A 19691-nucleotide genomic window follows, 5' to 3' on the forward strand; every position below is an offset into this window, starting at 1 on the left:
TACAATTTTAAGGGAGGAAAAGGGTATGAAAAAGAAACATGTTGTCGCTTCTGCAGTTTTGGCGACGAGTATGCTGTTCGGTTCATTAGGAGGTGCTAGTGCTGCTGATCACGAAAAGAAGGCACCAAAAAATCCAAACCTGGCACCGGCAATGGTCAACTTAGATAACAACAAAATTTTCGATAACCTGGAAAAAAAGCTGGCACAGAAGGATGAAAATGAATCACTTCCGGTTATCATTCAGTTTGATGAATCAATGGCTAGTCCAAAAGCACATGAAGCCATTCAAAAGCGTCTTGGGAAATTCAAGACATCACACGTTTTTAAGAGTGCATTAAACGGTATGTCTGCAACAATGACGAAAAAGCAAATCGAGCAATTGGAAAAGGTCCCATTTGTAAAATCAGTTGAGTTCGATGCACCTGTCCAAGCATTCAATGGAACGGCAAACCATTGGTTCGGAACAGAGAAAGCAAGAGGTGATTTCGGTTTTACTGGTGATGGCGATGGGAATGTCGACTCTTATTCAAAGGACGACATCGTTGTTGCAGTCATTGATACTGGGATTGATGCAAGTCATGTCGATCTTGATGAAGGGAAAGTCCTTGGTTGGAAGGACTTTGTTAATAACCGGTCGACACCATATGACGATCAAGGACATGGCACACATTGTTCCAGTATAGTCGCAGGTGACGGTGATGGAAATGCGACTAATAAGGGTGTTGCTCCTGGTGCAGGACTTGTCGGTGTAAAAGTTCTCGATAGTCAAGGAAGCGGTAGCATGAGTGATGTAACCGCTGGTATCGATTGGGCTGTGCAAAACAAGGATGTATATGGTATCGAAGTTTTAAGTTTGAGCTTAGGTACTTCCGCAAGCTCGGATGGAACGGATTCGACATCTGTAGCTGTTAATAATGCGGTAGATTCAGGACTTGTTGTCACAGTGGCAGCAGGGAACTCAGGCCCGAGCAAACAAACGATCGGATCTCCAGGTGCTGCTGAAAAAGCGGTCACTGTTGGTGCTGGAGCAGACCTAGGTGAAGGTGGATTTTTCCTTGCTTACTTCTCGAGTCGAGGAGAAACAGCTGACGGACGAATTAAACCGGACATTGTTGCACCTGGCTACAACATCACTGCAGCCGAAGCAAACACTGGTAATGGCTATATAACCCATAGCGGAACAAGTATGGCGACGCCTTTCACAGCTGGAACGGTTGCACTGATGCTTGATGCCAACCCTTCGCTTTCACCATCGCAAGTCGATATAACCCTTGCCGACACTGCAGAAGATTGGGGACCAGCAGGGAAAGATGTTGATTATGGACATGGATTCCTTCAAGGCTACGATGCCATCGCAGATGCAGGCAACCTAAGCGGAACGGACGTTGCAAAACCGAATCATTTTGCAGAGCAGAATTCACTTAGCGGAACTGGCAGTGTCGACACGTATACATTCGATGTAACAAATACGAACTATCCAGCAGCATTTACAATGATCATCACGGATTGGCAGGCATCCTGGTTCTGGGGAGGCGATCCAGACTTCGATGTGTATGTGTATGATCCATCTGGACAGCTCGTCGGTCAAGCTGAAGGAACGGAGCGACAAGAAACAGTCACGTTCAACCCGACTAGCACTGGAACGTATACAATACAAGTTTCCTCCTATAGCGGCAGCGGCGACTACTATCTTGATTTAAGTGCCGGTGCAGGTGGTCTGAATTTGACCTCAAATCAGTAAAAATAAGTTCAGGGATTTCCCGAGCAAAGTGGAGGAGTTCCCCGATCAAGAAAACACCTTCGATGCTCTTAGGATTGGGATTGAAGGTGTTTTTGTTTTTTTATTGTTTTTCATAGTAATAATAAAAAAGGAGTCGGCTCGCAAGCTGACTCCTTTCAATAATTCTTAATAAATGGAGAGAACTAGTCGAATAGTTCCATATTTCCCCGGAAATGAAGGAAATTTGTCATATTACGAAACATTTACTGTTCGATCCCGATGGACGAATCGTTGGATCAAGCTTGTTCTCAGTTCAATGACCGGTTGCGCCACAGTAATGATAGGCTTCGAGGACAGTACTAACGTAACAATTATCGCCAGTCCTAATAGAACAAGATAATTTCCTGTTTTATCAACTAGCTCATAAAACGGTGTAATCGAGAACAGTTTAATGATAAATCCGTGTAACAGGTAGACATATAATGTTCTGCCCCCGAGATGTGTAAAGAACATCCTTCTCCTCGGAACAAGGGTCATAAAGCTGAACGTTGCAATAAACATCAAACCATACATTAGGATTCTGACTAGTGCCGCCTGACCTAATTCAACACCTAGCTCTTCATAGGAAGATGACGCAAGCAACCAATCCTTTGCTTCCTGAGGAAAGAAGAAGAAATAGCTGACAAACATGCTTACGAGAATAACAGCTGCAGCAACCCGTTTATTTGGTTGTAACAACTTATGAAAATGTTCCTTTTTCAGCAAATATCCTAATAAGAACACAGGGAAAAATACAAAGGTCCTAGATAGACTGAGGTATGTGCCGATGTCCTGGATATAGCCAGCAAAGACACCAATCACCAGGGCAATACCCATCATCACTGAAGGATATTTGAATCGGACAAATAAGATGAGAAGTACGTTCCAAAGGACCATACTAAGCAAGAACCAAAGCGTCCAATATGGATCAAATAAACTGAAGGTTTCTTCACCGTTTTTAAAGGTGTAAAACACAAAATAAACTAATTGGAAAATGAAATAAGGGATAAGAACCTTCTTGAATATCTTTTTCAAATACCCATCCTTAAAAATCCCCTTCGAGAAAAATCCAGCAATCATAATAAAAGCAGGCATATGGAACGTGTAAATAAAGTTGTATAATGTATATAGAAATTCACTGTTTGATTTGTGGGGACTTATAAAATGACCGAACACAACAAGAAAAATCAGGATGAATTTTGCGTTGTCAAAATAAAAGTCTCGATTTAATTCCTTGGTTTTCATAATCCTTCCTCCAGATGAAAAAAGTTTTTGTAGAATACATAGTAGTTGCGGCATGTTCCATAACATACCCCATCAGATTATGAATCAATCGTCTGTCATTAATTTAATTCGAACTTGTCATCTAGTTGATGGTGGTTGTAAAAATCTCTTAATAGAGAACTCATTTTTTGTAATATATGTAATGGAATAAGGAGAATTTTTATGAATAAAACTTATCTTGAAATAATGTTTGATGGACCGTTTTCATTCGAGTTAACGTTTCAACAACATCATCGGACGACAGAAACGCTACAATCGATGGTCGTCATTCCCGATAAACGTCGGTTTGTGAAGTGGATACATATCGATGGAAAACCATTCCTACTGGATGCGGTTGTCCAAATTGAGGGTGAACGCGTAACAATTTTTGTGAATGATTCTGGATTAGAAACAGTGGATGACAAGAAGCTAGTCTCAGTGTATTTTACGCGTATGTTCGGTTTATCCAATTCACTTTCCGATTTTTATAAAAGTTTCGGAAATAATGACGTCGTTAAGCAACTGATCGATCAGTTTTATGGAATGAGGGTAGTAACGAATCCAGACCTATTCGAAACAGTCATCGATACGATCATCGGTCAGCAGGTGAATTTGAAGTTTGCCGCAACCTTAAAGGAACGCCTTGTTCGATTAGCTGGGGAAATACGACCGGTTGAAGGGTGTGACCTATATCTGTTTCCGACTGCCGATTTTCTTGCACAACTTGACTATGAGCAGTTAAGGGAACTTTCATTCAGCCAACGAAAGGCAGAATACATCATTGATTTTTCCCGGCTCGTCACCTCTAAAAGCTTAGATCTTGATCGGCTGTGGGAAGCGTCGAATGAAGAAATCATCAAACAGCTGCTACCGATTCGGGGAATTGGATTGTGGACGATCGAATGTTTGATGCTATTTGGTTTACACAGGAAAGATGTTCTTCCAGCAGCCGATATTGGAGTACGAAATGCGGTAAGGAAAATCTACAGTCTGGAGCATCAGCCGTCGGATGACGAAGTCCGTACGATTGCATTTGATGGAGGCTGGAATCCATGGGAAAGCTATATTACTTATTACCTGTGGCAATACTTGAAAAAGTAACAAGGGCACGTAAAAATCAATCATATGTTTTATATGGTATAATAGTGGGGAAAGGGAGTGGCCGTTTGAAGGGTCAAAACAACTTGTTTAACAATGGCGATGTAGTGAATATTCAAAAGACTGGTGAGTTAGTAACGATATTGAAATGGCAATATATAAAACATTTAAGAAAATATTCATATATAGTTCAAGAACACCCAAGTACGTTTTATTTTGAAGAAGAATTTCAAAAAGAATAATAGATAAAAACGCTTGGAAAAATCCCAAGCGTTTTCAATGTTGATTAACTTGTAATCTAGTATTATCCTAAGATTGTTACTTCAACTGTCTTACGGCCCCAGTCAATAGCAGTGTCCTTTGATTGGAAGTAGACGTCGATTTCATTTCCGTCAATCGCACCGCCAACATCCCCTGCAATCGCACGACCATAGCCTTCCACGTACACTTCAGTGCCAAGTGGAATGACATCAGGGTCAACAGCGATGACTTTCTGGTCAGGATTTGCATTTAAATCGATTCCTGTTGCTGTAACACCTGAACATCCTTCACAGTTTGCTGTATAAGCCGTAGCTTCCACAGTGACTGTTTTCTTTTCTTCATCGGCAGGTTCAGCTTTTTCTTCTGCTTGTGGTTCAGTTGTTTCTTTATCTGGCTTTTCATTGGCTGCTACCGCATCAACCTTAAGGTTGAATAATGCGGCTTTTGTTGCTGGGCCTGCGATTCCGTCTACCATTAAATTATTTTCTTCCTGAAAATCAATGACAGCTTGCTCTGTAATCGATCCGAAAATTCCATCTATATTGTAGTTATATAGCTTCAATTCAGCTAAGTGCTTTTGAAGGTGAGAAACGGCTTTACCCCGATCTCCTTTTTCTAATAGAGAAGTCGCTTCCTCTAAAACCTCCGCTGTCTCTTTATCTACAATTCCAGTAGGATTGATTTCATAATCCTTTTGGAATGCTTTGACACCTTTATGAGTAATTTTTCCGAAGAAACCAGTGGATTTATGGTAATCGAAAAATCCTATTTCTTTTAGGTCCTGTTGCAGTGTGTGAACATCGTCATGCCACATATTCTTTTTTAGCGGGGTTTCAAGATCCGCCGCCTCAGTTGCAGCTGGTGCAAGGATAGCTGTGCCTGCAATCGCTGCAGTAAGTATCATTCTCTTAAGCATATAGAATGTTCCCTCCTTTGGTGTAGGAACGCTTGTCTTACGTCCCAATTGCACATTCTACTAGTTGAATGTGACATGACAATAATAAAACGATTACAGCCGGGTTACGTTTTGAAGACATGACCCTTGTACCGTTGTCATAGTCCCATAAATAAGTTAAGATACCTATAATTTACTATGTTTTTAAAATGAAGGATTTAACTGGAGGGGATTGCTCTGAAAAGCTGGAAACATCCATCCAAGTGGGTTCTCGTAGGTATTCTATCAATTTTGTTTATTGGCATAGGTGGCTGGTCAGGTATGTCACTACTTAAAAAGGCTGACGATACAACTACTCTTTCTGAAGCAAAGGAACTTGGGAAAGTAAGGAGTGTCTCTAACGATTCAATCTTTGCTAATTCAAGTAATGAAGAAGAAATATACGCAGAAATTGGAGATATCCATGGCTATCTTAATGAATTATTAGGTTGGGGAGCCTGGCAAGCTGTTAACCCTGAAAAGATGAAGGGAGAATTGATTGCGAAACAAGAGTATATCGAAGAAATTCTGGTTCCTGAAACAAAAGGAACTTTAAGAGATGATTTGGAACGTGCTGCAGACGGGATTGGAAAGGCAATTGAAACCAATGATACTCAAGATATGCTTATTACACATCGGATTTTTCATGACCTCGATGTCGTGATGAATGATATTGTCGTCGAGGACTATTGGGGTGTTACCGAAACGTATGGTTCAACTAGTCCATAGTGTTTAACAAATTGTCATTTCTTACTGTTTCTTTTCCGACTAATAGTGTTAATGTTGTAAGAGTACGGGTAAAAGCTGACTAGCTACAGCCAATTAGCCCGTTACTTCTTGCACTTTTTCATAGTAGAGAGGAAGAGGTTCTATGACCAAAGTTCTAATCATTTCCGTCATCATCATCATTGTCACCCTTGTGGTCTTTGTAGCCGCTATTTCTAAAGGTTATTCCTATAAACATACGGTTGACCCGATCGATAACAACCCTAACCTTGATGGAAATGCTGAAAATGACGATAAAACAAACGGATAAATTGATATTTTAGAAATTTTTAACCCGATGTAGATTGGCTGTATAATGCAGTCAATCTATTTTTTTGTACAAACATTCCATGGATAAACAGAATAGAGTAACAATAGGGGGATGAATAAATGAATGAAGAGGTGACTGTATGAAAACGATCGTGTTGGACCCTGGTCACGGGGGGCGGGATACAGGAGCAACGTATCGCCAGTACCGTGAAAAGGATTTTAACCTGGAAGTTTCTTTACAGGTACGAAAATATCTACTCAATGACTACTCTGCAAATGTTCTAATGACGCGAACAACAGACAAAACACTAACCCTCGGTGAACGGACCACATTTGCTAATGAAAAAAATGCAGACTTCTTTTGCTCGATCCATCATAACGCAGCTGGTGGAAGAGGCTTCGAAAGCTTTATTTATAACGGATCGGTTCCGGAAAGTACGAAAAGGATTCAAGATATCGTACACCAAGAAATTGTCTATACTGTAAATCGATATAATGTCGTAAACCGTGGACAAAAGAGAGCAAATTTCTATGTGTTGCGAAACACTGAAATGGATGCTCTTTTACTAGAGATTTTATTTATCGATAATGAGCAGGATCTTAAACTGATGTTAAATGACCAATTTGTGGATGATGTTGCCAATGCCACGGCACAAGGAATCGCAAAAGCTTTGTCTTTACCACGAAAGAAAACGCCGGAGCCTCCTGCCGGAAAGGTGTTATATAAGGTGATTGCAGGTTCCTTTAAGGAAAAGAAAAATGCGGAAGAACGGGCTGCTTTCCTAAAAGAAAAAGGAATTGAACCCTACATTTACTCGGTAACAATTGATGGATCCCTCTTTTATCGGGTCCAGGCAGGGGCATACGCGGATAAAGAAAATGCAGAGGATCAAGAGCGAAAAGTGGAGCAGCTTGGGATTAAGGATGCGTTCATCGTAACAGAAGGAACTTCGGAACCATCTGAACCGCCGACTCCTGAACCAGTAAAAGGCTATACTATTCTTGGCCCAACGCTTATACAGCCTGAAAACCTGAACCTGTTTGTGAAAAAGGTGAATCCAAATGCTCCAGATCTGGGTGCTTTGTACGATGAACTAAGTCGTGTCTATGGAATTCGCGGTGATGTCGCTTTTGCCCAAGCGGTTCATGAAACGAATTATTTCCGTTTCACCGGTGTTGTTGAACCTGGTCAAAACAACTATGCAGGAATCGGTGCAACAGGTCCTAATGAAAATGGAGCATCCTTCGCAACGCCTAAGGAAGGTGTTCTCGCCCATTTACAGCATCTGTTTGCCTATGCATCTACAGAACAACCACCGGATGAATTTGATATCGTCGACCCCCGCTTCTCTTTAGTGAATCGTGGTTCAGCGAAAAGCTGGACCCAATTAAATGGGAAATGGGCAGTTCCTGGAACCACTTACGGACAACAAATACTCGCATTATATGAAAAAATGATCGACTTTGAAATCAACCAAGTAAATGAACATCTGGACCGGCTCGAAAAAGCGAAACAACAAATATAGGATGCACAAAAGAAAATCACGCTGGGAATACTCAGCGTGATTTTTTTGTAAAAAGAAAAATGAATGGTACTACTGATAGAATAAATGGAGAGCTTTGTAAAAGAATGATTGAAGGGTCTTAATTTATACATATGAAGTTACTTAAAATAGTTATTGACTCTGTGGTGCACCCCAGGGTTTATTATAAAGTAGGGAGGGTCAGGATGTACAAGATTAGTGAGTTTGTTGAGATGACGGGATTAAGTAAGGAAACTTTACGTTATTATGCTGAAGTGAAATTACTCGAACCTGCTTATATCGACCCGAGTAACAACTATCGCTATTACGATGATGGCAGCTACTTTCTTGCCATCCTTCTGGTTAAATTGAGAGGTTTTGGCTTTACGATTCAGGAAATGATTTCTGTTATGGAGGACGAGTCATTTGAGCATTTAGAGGATCTGTTGAATCAAAAAAGGAATAACATACAGGTGCAAATAGAGAATTTACTACTAAGGATTGAAGAGATCGATGCTTTTATTGCATCTGGTAAGGAGGATAATGAATGATCCATTGGAAAGAAGAAATTATTATTGAGACTCATATTGAAAATGTGTGGGAATTGTTCTTCGATAAAAACATCAAGAAAATCATGCCGAAAGTAGAGGAACATGTATTGATTGAAAAGAAGGAAGGGGAAGTAGGAGCAAAGCATCAGCAGAAATATCGCGAAGGAAAACGGGTAGAAACCTATATTGTTGAAACATTAGGGTTTAAAAATGATGAAGATCAGAAGCTAAAACAAATTAGCTTTGTATTAGGCAAGGCTTTTGAAATCAATCTTACTTTCAGGTTACTTAAAATCGATGATACTCACACGAAATTCATTTACGAGGGGCAAAACAAAGGAGTGAATTTTGTTGGAAGAGCAATGCTGAAACTCGGCAGTGAGAAAACCAACTATAAAGTTGTTCAGGAGTTTTTACAAAAGGTTAAACAAGAAGCTATGATACAATGAAAGTTATCAATGATCGTTTGTGCGTAAAATTAGGGAATGACAGCAATGAAAAATTGGAGACGAAGTTCGAGATTTTTGTGGTTATGTAATTTTATAATTGTTGCAGCGATGACGATGGTCCTTCCATTCTTACCGTTATTTTTGGAAGAGCTCGGTGTAACCAACGAAAAGAACCTTAGTATTTGGACAGGTGCCATTTTTTCTGCCGCATTTTTGTCAGGTGCAATCATGGCTCCAATCTGGGGGGTTTTTGCGGATAAATACGGGCAAAAGGCGAATTTGGTTCGTGCAGGAATTGGTATGGGGATCATGACCTTCTTAATGGCCTTTGCTACAGGGCCATGGATGCTCCTCATTTTAAGATTTTGTATGGGATTCTTCTCGGGGTTTATTACGGTCGCTTTTTCATATTTATCAAGAATCACTCCAAAAGAGCATACAGGTGCTGCACTAGGCTTTTTACAAACAGGCGGTATTTCTGGCGGAATCATCGGACCGCTGATTGGTGGAGCCTTATCAGATATCTTTGGGTTTCGAGCGGTTTTTGCTGTTACAGGAGTCAGTATTCTGATGGCAGTATTGCTTGTCGTTTTCCTCATCCCAAAAGATCAGCCATTGCAAACGACAAAAGGGAAGCATGGTACGTTCCTGGATGTCCTCCGTCATCGTGAGCTTCTTATCTTATTTATGGCAACATTTCTTTTGCAGGCGGCGATGTTAAGTACAAATTCAATGATGACGATCTTTGTCAAAACAATCGTATCGAATCCCGAAAACTTGGCGTTCCTCTCAGGCCTCGCCGCATCGATCCTCGGGATTGCAACGATTATCGGCTCACCCTACCTCGGTAGGTTAGGTGATCGACTTGGTCATGTGAAAATGCTGCCAGCAATCATGCTGTTTAGCGGTATTCTGTTTTTCCCTCAGCTTTGGACGGATTCAGTGTACGAGCTATATGCGTGGCGCTTCCTCCAAGGACTTATTTTAGGCGGAGTCTGGCCTGCACTTCAAACCTTGATTTATAAAAAAACTCCGGAAACGATCCAGGGAAGAGCGTTTGGTGTAACAGCGAGTTGTCGGTTTTTAGGAAACCTGATTGGACCTATTATTGGCGGATGGATATCAGGTGCATTTTTAACGGCATATGTGTTTGGATTTGCCGGAGTGATTCTCATCATCGGTAGTGTACTAGTAAAGTTCGGAATCGAGGAAACATAGACAGATTGACGGCAAAATCTTCTGACGATATGGGGAATGAAATGATGGAAAATTCATTGTTTCCGGGACGAATTCACCCAAAAACCAGGAGAACGAGTCCTGGAAACCATTTTTCCAGGACGTATTCTACTAAAAACTAGGAGAACGGGTCCTGTAAACCATTTTTCCGGGACACATTCTACTAAAAACTAGGAGAACGAGTCCTGGAAACCATTTTTCCGGGACACATTCTACTAAAAACTAGGAGAACGAGTCCTGGAAACCATTTTTCCAGGACGTATTCTACTAAAAACTAGGAGAACGGGTCCTGGAAACCATTTTTCCGGGACACATTCTACTAAAAACTAGGAGAACGAGTCCTGTAAACGTTTTTTCAGATGCATACACATCAGATGACGTTACAGCTTCGCATGCTGTCAAGAACAGCAATTCGAGTTAGTTCCTGAGGGGTTCAACAATTCGATCAAATGGAATCTCGGGCATTATATTTATCGCAGCCGAAAAAAATTTTAACACGTGCGGATGATCGAAAGCCTGAAATTCCAGAGCCTTATGAGGAATTGTTCGAGCGAGTCCAATCCATCGACATGGTAAAGAACCCCCGGCCGAATGAAAAAGCTAGAAGATCAATTGATTCGTACAAAAGAAGCGCATAAGAGAAGAAAAAATGGTCCACGAATTTAAAATTGAGCAATCGGTTTCAAAGAGCTATGGCAGCCTGTTGAAGAAGTAAAAGCCACTTAGGTTGAAAAAAGGAATGACAGAAAGGGAGATTTGATGTTTCCCGATTGTCATTCCTTTTACAGTTTACTGGATCGTGTGTTCAAATATCTGTTCAATAGGTGGTTTCGAGGTGAAGACGAACTTGAATTTGTTCGTGCCTGGTTTTAGTTCAGGGTATTCGACCTCGTATGTTAAGGATTCACCCTGTTTAAGTGTTTTTGTCATCAGGGCTTGGGTGAACACTTTCCCTTCCGCCCAATGAAACACCTCGTTTCCACTTTCATCGGTAATCCAAAGGTCAAATTGCTGACCACTTGAAAGCTGAAGCTCGACAATCTGCTCGGTTTGATTTTTCACTTCAAAGACAGCTTTATTTGTATTAATTGACACTGCATTTATCTCTACTTTTCCTGCCACAATACCGTTACCTCCAGAATCCGGCTTTTCTTGAACTTGTCCATTTGACGGTTCTGCTTTAGGGGGATTGGGTTCTTGTGCTGTGCCACATGCGGTTAAGAAAACTAGCATGCTGATCATTAAGTAGCGAAACATTTTGTTGATCCTCCCTTTACATCTAATGTGAAAAAGATATCGAAATGATTCCTCTCAGTAGTATAGACGAGATAAGGGGCCTATATGTTACATATCTTATCCAAACCAATCAATTCTTGCAAATGCATGAAAAAAGGCTGACCCGTAAGATCAGTCAACCTTTGAAAAGTAATGATTATTATTTCGCATGTAAGCGTCGGATACGCTCATCAAGATCAGGGTGCGTGGAAAAAAGTAGTTTTTTCCGTTTACCACCGCTGATTTTCATGGATGCAAGTGTTTCTTGTCTTGTATCGACTCGGTTAACATGAGCTTTTAACGACTCAAGTGCATGGATCATCTTATCTTTACCTGCAAGGTCTGCTCCACCACGATCTGCATGGTACTCACGGTAACGAGAGTAGGCAAAGATCACAATACTTCCGAGAATCGAAAAGGCAATTTGGAATACGATGATTGCGAGAATATGGACGATTGCTGCTTTATCTTCGTCAACTAACTGTGCGACAGCCCATGCTGCGATTCTTGATAGAAAAACAACGAATGTATTCACGACACCCTGCAATAGGGTCATTGTAACCATGTCACCATTTGCAATATGGGCAATCTCGTGAGCGACAACACCTTCAACTGCATCGTCATCCATTTGCTCAAGTAAACCTGTCGAAACCGCAACGAGTGAACGACGCTTGGAAGGCCCCGTAGCAAACGCATTGACCTCAGGAGAATTATAAATTCCCACCTCAGGCATATGTGCTAATCCGGCTGTTCGCGCTAAGCGATGAACACGATCAACAAGGCTTTGTTCGTATGCGTTAAGCGAACCATTCGGATCAATTACTTTGACACGCATGATTTTTTTAGCCATCCAGCGAGAAATCGCAAGTGAGATGAATGAGCCTGTAAAACCTATCACTGCACTGAATGCCAACAATGCACCGAATTGAATGTTCCCAGTAGCAGCATCAATATAAGAATTCAATCCTAATAATGAAAGCACGACCATGATCGTCGTAAGCACTAACACGTTTGTAAGGATAAATAGAAATATACGCTTTGCCATTATTCATACCTCATTTCAGGTTCATGTGAACTTAATGTATGACCTAATTATAAAATACAAACCTTAAATTTTCAAGCGAGAACCTTCAATTTTAGATAAATTCAGAATCCATTTACCTGTTTGTTATTGACGTGTAGGAATAATATTTCGTATGATAAGGTCAAATGAACGTACGTTTTGAGGTGAAAAAATGCATCCATTCACATTAACACGAAAAGAAATGGCGGAATTATTACTGTCTCTACAAAATAATGAAGGTATGTCTCCTTTTGATGTCATTAAAAGTGCTTTGGTGGATTCGAATCAATCAGATTCGGAAAATTCAATGGTGGAAAGTGCGATGAATTCATCGTTACCAGGGATTTTTGAAAAATTGATGAAAATATCGAAACGGGATGTCGGTCTTTCTATTAATGAAATTGTATCTCTCGGAAACCAAATCGAATACAGCAGCTTCTCGACAAGTGCAGTGCAAAATTGGGTGAAACGGGATGTCCGCGGGTTAATCGGATCCCCTCAAAAAGGCAAGAAATACTCCCTTGAGCAAGCCGCGATTTTATTTATCGTTGAAGATTTGAAAAGTACACTTGATTTTGTATCCATTCGTAACCTGCTGACGTTAATTTTCAATAATATTGAGGATCGGCAGGATGACTTGATTGATCCGCTTTATTATTACTCTACATATTCCTTAATTTTTGAAGAACTTGATTTGAACAAGGATTATGTAGTGGACGTAGACTTCCGAATTCATCATGGTGATCGGGCGGAAATGCTGATTTTCCAAAAGGCAGAAGAAAAGCTAAAGGCAATGGATTTTTTAAATGAAAAAGAGAAAACGATTATTCAGAATGCATTAGTCATTTCAACCTTATCTGTACAAACCTCTTATTTCCAATCCGTTTCACGACAATTCCTAAATTCAACATTGTTCATTTGATTCCAAAATGAACAAAGAAAAGCATGTGATTTCTAAACTTCACATGCTTTTTAAATTTTTTTCAAAAATCAATATAGATTAATTTATCCTTTTAGTGTAAAATTACACATATAAACTTTATTTACTGGAGGGAAATAATGAGTGGAGAAAGTTTACCAGCGTTATTTTGGATTATTCATTATCTCTTTTTAGCAGTTACTTTAGGAACTACTATCTTTTCCCTGATTAAAAAAGAGATGGTTATTTTCTCGATGGTTACCTCACTAACTGCCATAATTGTTCCATTCATCGGTTTAATAAACAGTATCAGCAGAATGGTAGGCACAGAATATGATTACATAAAAGAAATCTTTATTGCATGGGGAGTTATCGACAATCCTAGTGACATCGGGATATGTATTTATACTTTTCTGGTGGGTCAAGTTGATTAGCAGAAGGATCAAAAACAACCATCAAGAATTAGAAACATAAAATTTCATCTGGAAACGGCTTCATGAGATCTACCCATCATAAACTAGATAGTGAAAGGGGGAGCACAGAAAATGAATGAATATAAATGGTTGAAGCGGGAAGCTCCAAAGTGGGTTGAGAAGGGGTTGATACAGCCAGAACAGCTGAATGGCCTTTTATCGCTTTATCAAAAAAAGAAAAGTGGAAATATACTGCCGATTTTTGCGAGTATTCTAATTGGTCTAGGTGTTTTGACCTTTGTCGCATCCAATTGGGGTGACATGAGTGATGTCTTTCGGATGGTGGTAATTTGTGCTGCTTTGATTGGGTTTTATGTGGCAGGATACCATCAGCTGAATAGGGGAGCCGAAAGCACTGGTATTGCGCTCATTGGTATTGGAGTTGTAACCTTTGGGGCGGGAATCTTTCTTACGTCACAGATCTTCCACATCGTCTCGTACAGTGCGACAGCCTTTATTTTGTGGCTGTTGGTTTCCTTGAGTTTTTACCTGATGTTTCCGAATCGTTACTTTTATCTATTATCGCTCGTCATTGGAACAGTAGGGATGATTTATACTTCAATATCGTTCCAAACCTTTGATCCTATCCTTGCAATACTCGTTATAGGTGGACTAGGATATGTGACCTTCCGTGAAAACCGAAGCTTGTATTATTATTTGTTCGCAGTTACGTACTCGATTTGCGGAATCTCTTTATTAATAGGCTACGAGCTTTCTTATTTGTGGATGACGGTTATCTTTCTCGTCCTTTACGCTGTTAGTAATTTCATCAACAATCGAAAGGTTAAACAAATCTGGGAACATATGAGCATTGTTGGAGCCATTATCATTAGCTTTATCAGTGTGTTTATACTGGATGATTTTATTAAGTACGAAGATGAGGCTTTACCGAGCATTGCATATTTCGTTTCACTAATCGTTCTTTTGCTTATTGTACTCGTTTGGAAAATCAAAAAATCCGAGAGAAACCAACTTGCCGATCTCGTACTGTTTTTACCTTTGTTTATGTTCGGCATGATCGGAGATGTCCTTTACTTGGTGATCGCATTTGCCTATTCTCTCTTCATATTGATCAGCGGCTATCAATCGGAAGAATCGGGCAAAATCAACTGGGGAACGGGGTTATTTTTGCTTAGCACACTCGTGGCATATATCCAGCTCGCTTGGGATTTCCTTCCGAAGTCCATATTCTTTTTCGCAGGTGGAATTCTTTTGTTCATCTTAAGCTGGTATCTTGAACGTCGGAGAAGAAAGTGGCTTCATGATGCACGGGGAGGTAAATCATGAAACGGAATTCTCTATTTTTTGTATTAATCGTATTCCAAATTGTCGCCCTTCTGACAATTGCAGGCTCTAATTATGCAACGCTTCAATATGGAGAACGTTTACTTTTAAAAACAGAGCCGATCGACCCAAGAGACCTGTTTCATGGGGATTATGTCATTCTGAACTATGACATTTCCTCGCTATCTTTATCATTGTGGGAAGGCGAGGACAAATTTGAATCGAGGGAAAAAGTTTATGTCGTCCTTCAGAAAAAAGATAAATATTATGATGCGATTGGAATTTATCCGGATAAACCAGACGTGGACGATGGTAAAGTCGTTTTAAAAGGAAAAGCCCAATATGAACATGCCGGAACGGTTTTCATTGATTATGGAATTGAGCGCTATTATGTAGAAGAGGGGACAGGTAAATCCATTGAAAAACAACGAGAATTGACAGATGTTGTTGTGAGGGTTGCTCCTTGGGGGCAGGTTGCAATTGAAGCGTTAGTCATAAATAAGTAATAATATTGTAAAACGTCATAAATAGGAATTTGCGTAAGTCCATGTTACTCTTGTCGTAATTCACCGGGAAGGAGCAAATATTGTCAAAAATAAATGTGTTTTTAGACGATGTTCGCCCGTGTCCAGAACATTACGTCCTTGCGACAGATATTGATCAATGTATTAACTTGTTAAGGAAATTTGACGTACAACATTTGTCATTGGATCATGATTTAGAAAGCAAGGTAAAAAATGGATTTATGCTAGTTGAATACATGGTGAAGAGTCAGTTGTTTGCTGAAACAATTACAGTCCATTCGGCAAATTCCGGTGCAGGGAAACGAATGTATTGGTATTTGCTGGAGGCTCAGGAGCAAGGATTGATTTCTCAGAGTGTAGGAATTTTCTACTATCCATTACCGCTACATGTGTTTAACCTTCAATGTCCGATACCATTGGATTTATTTAATCGATAGAGGGGTGACTGGGGTCGCTCCTTTTTATTGTTTATAAATGTCTTACGTCCCTGTAAGCTGCAAGATGTGCACGAAAACAGAACGTACGGCTGCCTCGGAGAATCCAAACTTGGTACCTTTAGACATTCAACCCTTTACAGGAGAGGAAAAATCCGCTAAACTTGAACCAATATTCATTGGAGGGGTGTTTAAGAGGCGATGATGATTCGATCTGTTGTTCTTTTAATTGTAGTGGCTTGATCGTGGGGAAAGTCTGCCCTTTTTTAAGTAATCAAACAAGCCAACGCAAGACAACAGATCAACATCCTCAAGCCCCTTTTCGGTTAGGCCTTTAATTTGAAAAGGTATTTGATTGTCTATATTTAGATGGGACAAGAGGGATGTTTCGGCATCTCTATTTTTTTGTCCATTTTTACGCTATATAGGGGTTGTGCGTATTGTATACGTCTTGCGTTTGGTCCAGCCTAGAAAAGAAAAGAGGAAATTGATATGAGTATGATTCATGTAACAGGACTAACGCACGGTTTTGGTGACCGGATGTTATTTAACGATATTGAGTTTCGGCTTTTAAAAGGAGAGCATGTCGGACTGGTAGGAGCAAATGGTACAGGGAAGTCCACGTTGCTAAAGCTTTTAACAGATAAAATCATATCCGATGAAGGTGAAATCGAGGTCCATTCTGGAATTGAACTCGGGTATTTGGAGCAGCATCCGGATTTCGAGAGAGGTCAATCAATCAAGGACTATTTAAGAAGTGCGTTTCAAAGGCTTTTCGACCTTGAAAAGGATATGGTGCGACTAACGGAAAGGCTGTCGATGCAATCGAATGAACAGTTAGAGGACGATTTGATCAAATATGGAGAGATCCAGGAAACGCTCGAAATCAATCGATTTTATGAACTGGATGCCCATATAGAAGAGGTCGCTGCTGGACTTGGCATTGCACAACTTGGTATGGAAAAAGCGACCGCGGAACTGTCCGGGGGGCAACGAACGAAATTGATGCTTGCTAAGTTACTGCTGCAAAAACCGGACGTATTGCTGTTGGATGAACCGACAAACTATCTTGATGATCTTCACATTGAGTGGCTCCGCAGTTATCTAGCTACCTATCCGAATGCATTTGTGCTGATTTCTCACGATACGAGGTTCATGAATGAAGTCGTGAATGTGATTTATCATCTTGAGCACAAAAACATCACCCGCTACGTCGGAAACTATAACGCGTTTGTCGAGGCGTACGAATTGCGGAAACAGCAAATCCATCAAGCCTTTTCCAAGCAACAAAAGGAAATCGATAAGCTTGAAGATTATATCCGGCGGAATAAAGCACGAGCGTCTACGGCCAAACAAGCGAAAAGCAGGGAAAAGCAGCTCGGAAAAATCGACCGGATTGATAAGCCTGTAGTTCAGCCGAAGTCATGGTTCGGTTTTGAGGTCTGCCGTCAGCCGAATCAGGAGGTTATCACGACATCGGATCTTGCAATCGGATATGATGAACCGTTGATCAATAATCTGAATCTCACTTTAAAAAAGAATGAGAAAGTTGCAATTACAGGGCACAATGGGATCGGAAAAACCACCACCCTTAGAACTTTACTCGGTCAGTTGAAACCAATTTCCGGGAGTGTGAACGTCGGTTCTTTCGTCAGACCAGCATATCTTGAACAGGAAATTGAGATTACTGGAGATGAATCTGCCTTGCAGCATGTATGGTCCAGGTTTCCGAATCTCGAAGAAAAGGAAGTGCGCAAACGTCTGGCAAGGTCCGGGCTGAAAAGTGAACACATTTATCAGCCGATGATGACTTTAAGTGGCGGGGAACAAACGAAGGTCCGCCTTACTGTGTTGATGCTTCAGGAAAGCAATTTGCTTATCCTTGATGAACCGACAAACCATCTGGATATAAAAGCGAAGGAAGCACTAAGGAAAGCATTACAGGTATACAAGGGCACTATCCTGCTGGTATCCCATGAACCTGAATTTTATGAACAGTGGGTAACGGACATTTGGAACGTTGAAAGTTGGAGAAGAGCATAAGCAAGAAAGAGGTAGTGACAAACGGTTAACGGGTTCCATTTTGGCGTACACACAGTACAATTCACTAATAAAAAACGCAGGTGGTTCACATAGGAATCACTTGCATTTTTTCTTGTTATATAAAGGTTTTGATTGGGAGATAGTTGAACAAGGTATAAATTGAATAGTTTAAAGTTTTAGGGCATTTCTTTGTTATGAGGAATGCCTTTTATTTTGTTTAAATTAAAGGGATACAAACATAACAATAATAATATAATATAAGTAAATATTTATTTATTGTTATTCGATAAATAACGTGTTAAAATTTAAATGAACAATAATAAGTGAGGTGCTATTTTTATGAAACGAGGATCAACACTCTTTTTAAGGACAGCTGTTATTCTTCTTGGAATCCCAGTTCTTGCTTTGTGTATATTTGGGTTGTCTAGATTTGACCCGAATTCCCCATATTGGCAGCTTCCTGAGCTGGCTAATTTGCAATATCCATTATTAATCGGCATGTATGCAGCAATGATACCGTTTTTCTTTGCTTTGTATCGGACTTTAAAACTTTTAAGCTATATTGACAAGAACGAAGCTTTCTCGGAATTATCTGTAAAGGCTTTAAAGAATATAAAATACTGCGCAATCACAATCAGTATTTTGTATGTTTTAGAGATGCCATTCTTATATCTTCTAACAACGGTAGACGACACACCAGGCATATTAATCGGAATGATCGTTATTTTTGCTTCAATGGTGATTGCAGTCTTTGCTGCTGTTCTCCAAAGACTTTTACAAGAAGCCATAGATATAAAAGCGGAAAATGATTTAATAGTCTGATCTGAGGTGAATAATATGGCAATTATAATCAATATTGATGTGATGCTTGCTAAAAGGAAAATGAGTGTCACAGAACTTTCGGAGAGAGTTGGAATCACGATGGCTAATCTTTCTATATTGAAAAATGGAAAGGCAAAAGCAATTCGATTATCAACTTTAGAGGCGATTTGTAAGGCTGTAGAATGTCAGCCTGGAGATATTTTAGAATACAAAAATGACGAAGCCACTTCAGGATAAAAAGACATTTCTTTATAGGTACTTGGATATTAGCATTTTTGAAATAACCAAATGAAGGGATAACAAATAATGAAAAAGTCCATTATTACTTCGGTCATATCTATTTTAATAATTTTATCAGGTTGCAATTCTAGTGAAAAATTCACTGAAGTCATAGAAGGTAATGTGGAGAAAATCGTTGTTGAATCAGAGGTAGCAGTTCCTGGTAAGGAGGTTACTTATTCAACAAATAACAAAGAGATTATAAGAGATTTTCTGGATATGATGGATTCAATGCCATTTGAAAAAACGAATAGAAGTAGTAGTGTCTTTGAAGAAACATATAAATTATATAATAAAGATAACGAATTAATCGAGACTGTTATATTTGTTGGTGAAAACATTGCAATAATGAATGGTGATCAATATGAAATTGATGGAGAAAAATTAGGAGATTTTACAGAACAATTCTATGTTAATAAGAATGTTCTTAAGAAGAATTAAGAAATACAGAATGATTGTATTAACT

Annotated in this window: 22 protein-coding genes; 18 read left to right on the forward strand and 4 right to left on the reverse strand. The window is 39.8% G+C overall.

The window, feature by feature from the left end; translation table 11 throughout:
• Nucleotides 1–25: 25 nt before the first annotated feature.
• The gene (locus tag MOJ78_RS04555) at nucleotides 26–1741 is read left to right on the forward strand and encodes a S8 family serine peptidase (protein WP_304980024.1); all 1716 of its coding nucleotides are present in this window, start codon (nucleotides 26–28) and stop codon (nucleotides 1739–1741) included.
• Nucleotides 1742–1972: 231 nt separating this feature from the next.
• On the opposite strand, the gene MOJ78_RS04560 is transcribed toward MOJ78_RS04555, so the two are convergent.
• Entirely contained in the window at nucleotides 1973–3004 is a 1032-nt protein-coding gene (locus MOJ78_RS04560; protein WP_304980025.1) for an acyltransferase family protein, read from the reverse strand.
• 201 nt (nucleotides 3005–3205) lie between these two features.
• Here MOJ78_RS04560 and MOJ78_RS04565 point away from each other — a divergent pair, with 201 nt between their 5' ends.
• Nucleotides 3206–4123, forward strand: a complete 918-nt coding sequence (locus MOJ78_RS04565; protein WP_304980026.1) for a DNA-3-methyladenine glycosylase family protein — start codon at nucleotides 3206–3208, stop codon at nucleotides 4121–4123.
• Complete coding sequence (locus MOJ78_RS04570) at nucleotides 4075–4362, forward strand: hypothetical protein (RefSeq protein ID WP_304981325.1); 288 nt, start codon at nucleotides 4075–4077, stop codon at nucleotides 4360–4362. The genes MOJ78_RS04565 and MOJ78_RS04570 overlap by 49 nt, the downstream gene beginning before the upstream one ends.
• Before the next feature lie 62 nt (nucleotides 4363–4424).
• Here MOJ78_RS04570 and MOJ78_RS04575 read toward each other — a convergent pair whose 3' ends face one another.
• On the reverse strand, nucleotides 4425–5297 hold the full coding sequence (locus MOJ78_RS04575; RefSeq protein WP_304980027.1) for a peptidoglycan-binding protein: 873 nt from the start codon (nucleotides 5295–5297) through the stop codon (nucleotides 4425–4427).
• Between the two features lie 300 nt (nucleotides 5298–5597).
• Here MOJ78_RS04575 and MOJ78_RS04580 point away from each other — a divergent pair, with 300 nt between their 5' ends.
• The 6 genes from MOJ78_RS04580 to MOJ78_RS04605 all read left to right on the forward strand — a co-directional run bounded on the left by MOJ78_RS04580 (nucleotide 5598) and on the right by MOJ78_RS04605 (nucleotide 10091).
• Entirely contained in the window at nucleotides 5598–6044 is a 447-nt protein-coding gene (locus MOJ78_RS04580) for a hypothetical protein (protein ID WP_304980028.1), read from the forward strand.
• 142 nt (nucleotides 6045–6186) lie between these two features.
• Nucleotides 6187–6351 (forward strand): YtzI protein, encoded by a 165-nt coding sequence (gene ytzI / locus MOJ78_RS04585; protein WP_304980029.1) that lies wholly within the window; start codon nucleotides 6187–6189, stop codon nucleotides 6349–6351.
• Between the two features lie 139 nt (nucleotides 6352–6490).
• A complete protein-coding gene (locus MOJ78_RS04590; protein ID WP_304980030.1) occupies nucleotides 6491–7876 on the forward strand; it encodes an N-acetylmuramoyl-L-alanine amidase in 1386 nt (461 codons plus the stop codon).
• A gap of 203 nt (nucleotides 7877–8079) precedes the next feature.
• Entirely contained in the window at nucleotides 8080–8424 is a 345-nt protein-coding gene (locus MOJ78_RS04595) for a MerR family transcriptional regulator (RefSeq protein ID WP_304980031.1), read from the forward strand.
• On the forward strand, nucleotides 8421–8873 hold the full coding sequence (locus MOJ78_RS04600; protein WP_304980032.1) for an SRPBCC family protein: 453 nt from the start codon (nucleotides 8421–8423) through the stop codon (nucleotides 8871–8873). The genes MOJ78_RS04595 and MOJ78_RS04600 overlap by 4 nt, the downstream gene beginning before the upstream one ends.
• 45 nt (nucleotides 8874–8918) lie before the next feature.
• A complete protein-coding gene (locus tag MOJ78_RS04605) occupies nucleotides 8919–10091 on the forward strand; it encodes an MFS transporter (RefSeq protein WP_304980033.1) in 1173 nt (390 codons plus the stop codon).
• Nucleotides 10092–10898: 807 nt separating this feature from the next.
• Here the strand turns inward: MOJ78_RS04605 and MOJ78_RS04610 are convergent.
• Nucleotides 10899–11366, reverse strand: a complete 468-nt coding sequence (locus tag MOJ78_RS04610; RefSeq protein WP_304980034.1) for a BsuPI-related putative proteinase inhibitor — start codon at nucleotides 11364–11366, stop codon at nucleotides 10899–10901.
• 178 nt (nucleotides 11367–11544) lie between these two features.
• The gene (htpX, locus tag MOJ78_RS04615; protein WP_304980035.1) at nucleotides 11545–12429 is read right to left on the reverse strand and encodes a protease HtpX; all 885 of its coding nucleotides are present in this window, start codon (nucleotides 12427–12429) and stop codon (nucleotides 11545–11547) included.
• Nucleotides 12430–12619: 190 nt separating this feature from the next.
• On the opposite strand from htpX, the gene MOJ78_RS04620 reads away from it, so the two are divergent.
• From MOJ78_RS04620 to MOJ78_RS04660, 9 genes are all read left to right on the forward strand, one after another.
• Nucleotides 12620–13369 (forward strand): DUF1836 domain-containing protein, encoded by a 750-nt coding sequence (locus tag MOJ78_RS04620; protein WP_304980036.1) that lies wholly within the window; start codon nucleotides 12620–12622, stop codon nucleotides 13367–13369.
• 137 nt (nucleotides 13370–13506) lie between these two features.
• Nucleotides 13507–13800, forward strand: coding sequence for a hypothetical protein (locus tag MOJ78_RS04625; RefSeq protein ID WP_304980037.1), 294 nt, complete (start codon nucleotides 13507–13509; stop codon nucleotides 13798–13800).
• 111 nt (nucleotides 13801–13911) lie between these two features.
• Complete coding sequence (locus MOJ78_RS04630; RefSeq protein WP_304980038.1) at nucleotides 13912–15126, forward strand: DUF2157 domain-containing protein; 1215 nt, start codon at nucleotides 13912–13914, stop codon at nucleotides 15124–15126.
• Nucleotides 15123–15629 carry a GDYXXLXY domain-containing protein gene (locus tag MOJ78_RS04635; RefSeq protein ID WP_304980039.1) on the forward strand — a complete coding sequence of 169 codons (507 nt, stop codon included), beginning with the start codon at nucleotides 15123–15125 and terminating at the stop codon, nucleotides 15627–15629. Before MOJ78_RS04630 ends, MOJ78_RS04635 begins: the two co-directional genes overlap by 4 nt.
• An 80-nt stretch (nucleotides 15630–15709) precedes the next feature.
• Nucleotides 15710–16084, forward strand: a complete 375-nt coding sequence (locus MOJ78_RS04640; RefSeq protein WP_304980040.1) for a cyclic-phosphate processing receiver domain-containing protein — start codon at nucleotides 15710–15712, stop codon at nucleotides 16082–16084.
• A 489-nt stretch (nucleotides 16085–16573) separates the two neighbouring features.
• Complete coding sequence (locus MOJ78_RS04645) at nucleotides 16574–18124, forward strand: ABC-F family ATP-binding cassette domain-containing protein (protein ID WP_304980041.1); 1551 nt, start codon at nucleotides 16574–16576, stop codon at nucleotides 18122–18124.
• 339 nt (nucleotides 18125–18463) lie between these two features.
• Nucleotides 18464–18946 (forward strand): DUF2975 domain-containing protein, encoded by a 483-nt coding sequence (locus MOJ78_RS04650; protein ID WP_304980042.1) that lies wholly within the window; start codon nucleotides 18464–18466, stop codon nucleotides 18944–18946.
• A gap of 15 nt (nucleotides 18947–18961) precedes the next feature.
• Nucleotides 18962–19183, forward strand: coding sequence for a helix-turn-helix domain-containing protein (locus tag MOJ78_RS04655; protein ID WP_304980043.1), 222 nt, complete (start codon nucleotides 18962–18964; stop codon nucleotides 19181–19183).
• Nucleotides 19184–19252: 69 nt separating this feature from the next.
• A complete protein-coding gene (locus MOJ78_RS04660; RefSeq protein ID WP_304980044.1) occupies nucleotides 19253–19666 on the forward strand; it encodes a hypothetical protein in 414 nt (137 codons plus the stop codon).
• The last annotated feature ends 25 nt before the right edge of the window (nucleotides 19667–19691 follow it).

Source organism: Alkalihalobacillus sp. AL-G, assembly GCF_030643805.1.
Classification (GTDB): domain Bacteria; phylum Bacillota; class Bacilli; order Bacillales; family Fictibacillaceae; genus Pseudalkalibacillus.

Bases quoted from the DNA above. Each gene is read 5' to 3' on its own strand.
- MOJ78_RS04555 (WP_304980024.1), top strand. From the start codon at position 26: ATGAAAAAGAAACATGTTGTCGCTTCTGCAGTTTTGGCGACGAGTATG.
- MOJ78_RS04560 (WP_304980025.1), bottom strand. From the start codon at position 3,004: ATGAAAACCAAGGAATTAAATCGAGACTTTTATTTTGACAACGCAAAA.
- MOJ78_RS04565 (WP_304980026.1), top strand. From the start codon at position 3,206: ATGAATAAAACTTATCTTGAAATAATGTTTGATGGACCGTTTTCATTC.
- MOJ78_RS04570 (WP_304981325.1), top strand. From the start codon at position 4,075: ATGGGAAAGCTATATTACTTATTACCTGTGGCAATACTTGAAAAAGTA.
- MOJ78_RS04575 (WP_304980027.1), bottom strand. From the start codon at position 5,297: ATGCTTAAGAGAATGATACTTACTGCAGCGATTGCAGGCACAGCTATC.
- MOJ78_RS04580 (WP_304980028.1), top strand. From the start codon at position 5,598: ATGTCACTACTTAAAAAGGCTGACGATACAACTACTCTTTCTGAAGCA.
- ytzI (WP_304980029.1), top strand. From the start codon at position 6,187: ATGACCAAAGTTCTAATCATTTCCGTCATCATCATCATTGTCACCCTT.
- MOJ78_RS04590 (WP_304980030.1), top strand. From the start codon at position 6,491: ATGAAAACGATCGTGTTGGACCCTGGTCACGGGGGGCGGGATACAGGA.
- MOJ78_RS04595 (WP_304980031.1), top strand. From the start codon at position 8,080: ATGTACAAGATTAGTGAGTTTGTTGAGATGACGGGATTAAGTAAGGAA.
- MOJ78_RS04600 (WP_304980032.1), top strand. From the start codon at position 8,421: ATGATCCATTGGAAAGAAGAAATTATTATTGAGACTCATATTGAAAAT.
- MOJ78_RS04605 (WP_304980033.1), top strand. From the start codon at position 8,919: ATGAAAAATTGGAGACGAAGTTCGAGATTTTTGTGGTTATGTAATTTT.
- MOJ78_RS04610 (WP_304980034.1), bottom strand. From the start codon at position 11,366: ATGTTTCGCTACTTAATGATCAGCATGCTAGTTTTCTTAACCGCATGT.
- htpX (WP_304980035.1), bottom strand. From the start codon at position 12,429: ATGGCAAAGCGTATATTTCTATTTATCCTTACAAACGTGTTAGTGCTT.
- MOJ78_RS04620 (WP_304980036.1), top strand. From the start codon at position 12,620: ATGCATCCATTCACATTAACACGAAAAGAAATGGCGGAATTATTACTG.
- MOJ78_RS04625 (WP_304980037.1), top strand. From the start codon at position 13,507: ATGAGTGGAGAAAGTTTACCAGCGTTATTTTGGATTATTCATTATCTC.
- MOJ78_RS04630 (WP_304980038.1), top strand. From the start codon at position 13,912: ATGAATGAATATAAATGGTTGAAGCGGGAAGCTCCAAAGTGGGTTGAG.
- MOJ78_RS04635 (WP_304980039.1), top strand. From the start codon at position 15,123: ATGAAACGGAATTCTCTATTTTTTGTATTAATCGTATTCCAAATTGTC.
- MOJ78_RS04645 (WP_304980041.1), top strand. From the start codon at position 16,574: ATGAGTATGATTCATGTAACAGGACTAACGCACGGTTTTGGTGACCGG.
- MOJ78_RS04650 (WP_304980042.1), top strand. From the start codon at position 18,464: ATGAAACGAGGATCAACACTCTTTTTAAGGACAGCTGTTATTCTTCTT.
- MOJ78_RS04655 (WP_304980043.1), top strand. From the start codon at position 18,962: ATGGCAATTATAATCAATATTGATGTGATGCTTGCTAAAAGGAAAATG.
- MOJ78_RS04660 (WP_304980044.1), top strand. From the start codon at position 19,253: ATGAAAAAGTCCATTATTACTTCGGTCATATCTATTTTAATAATTTTA.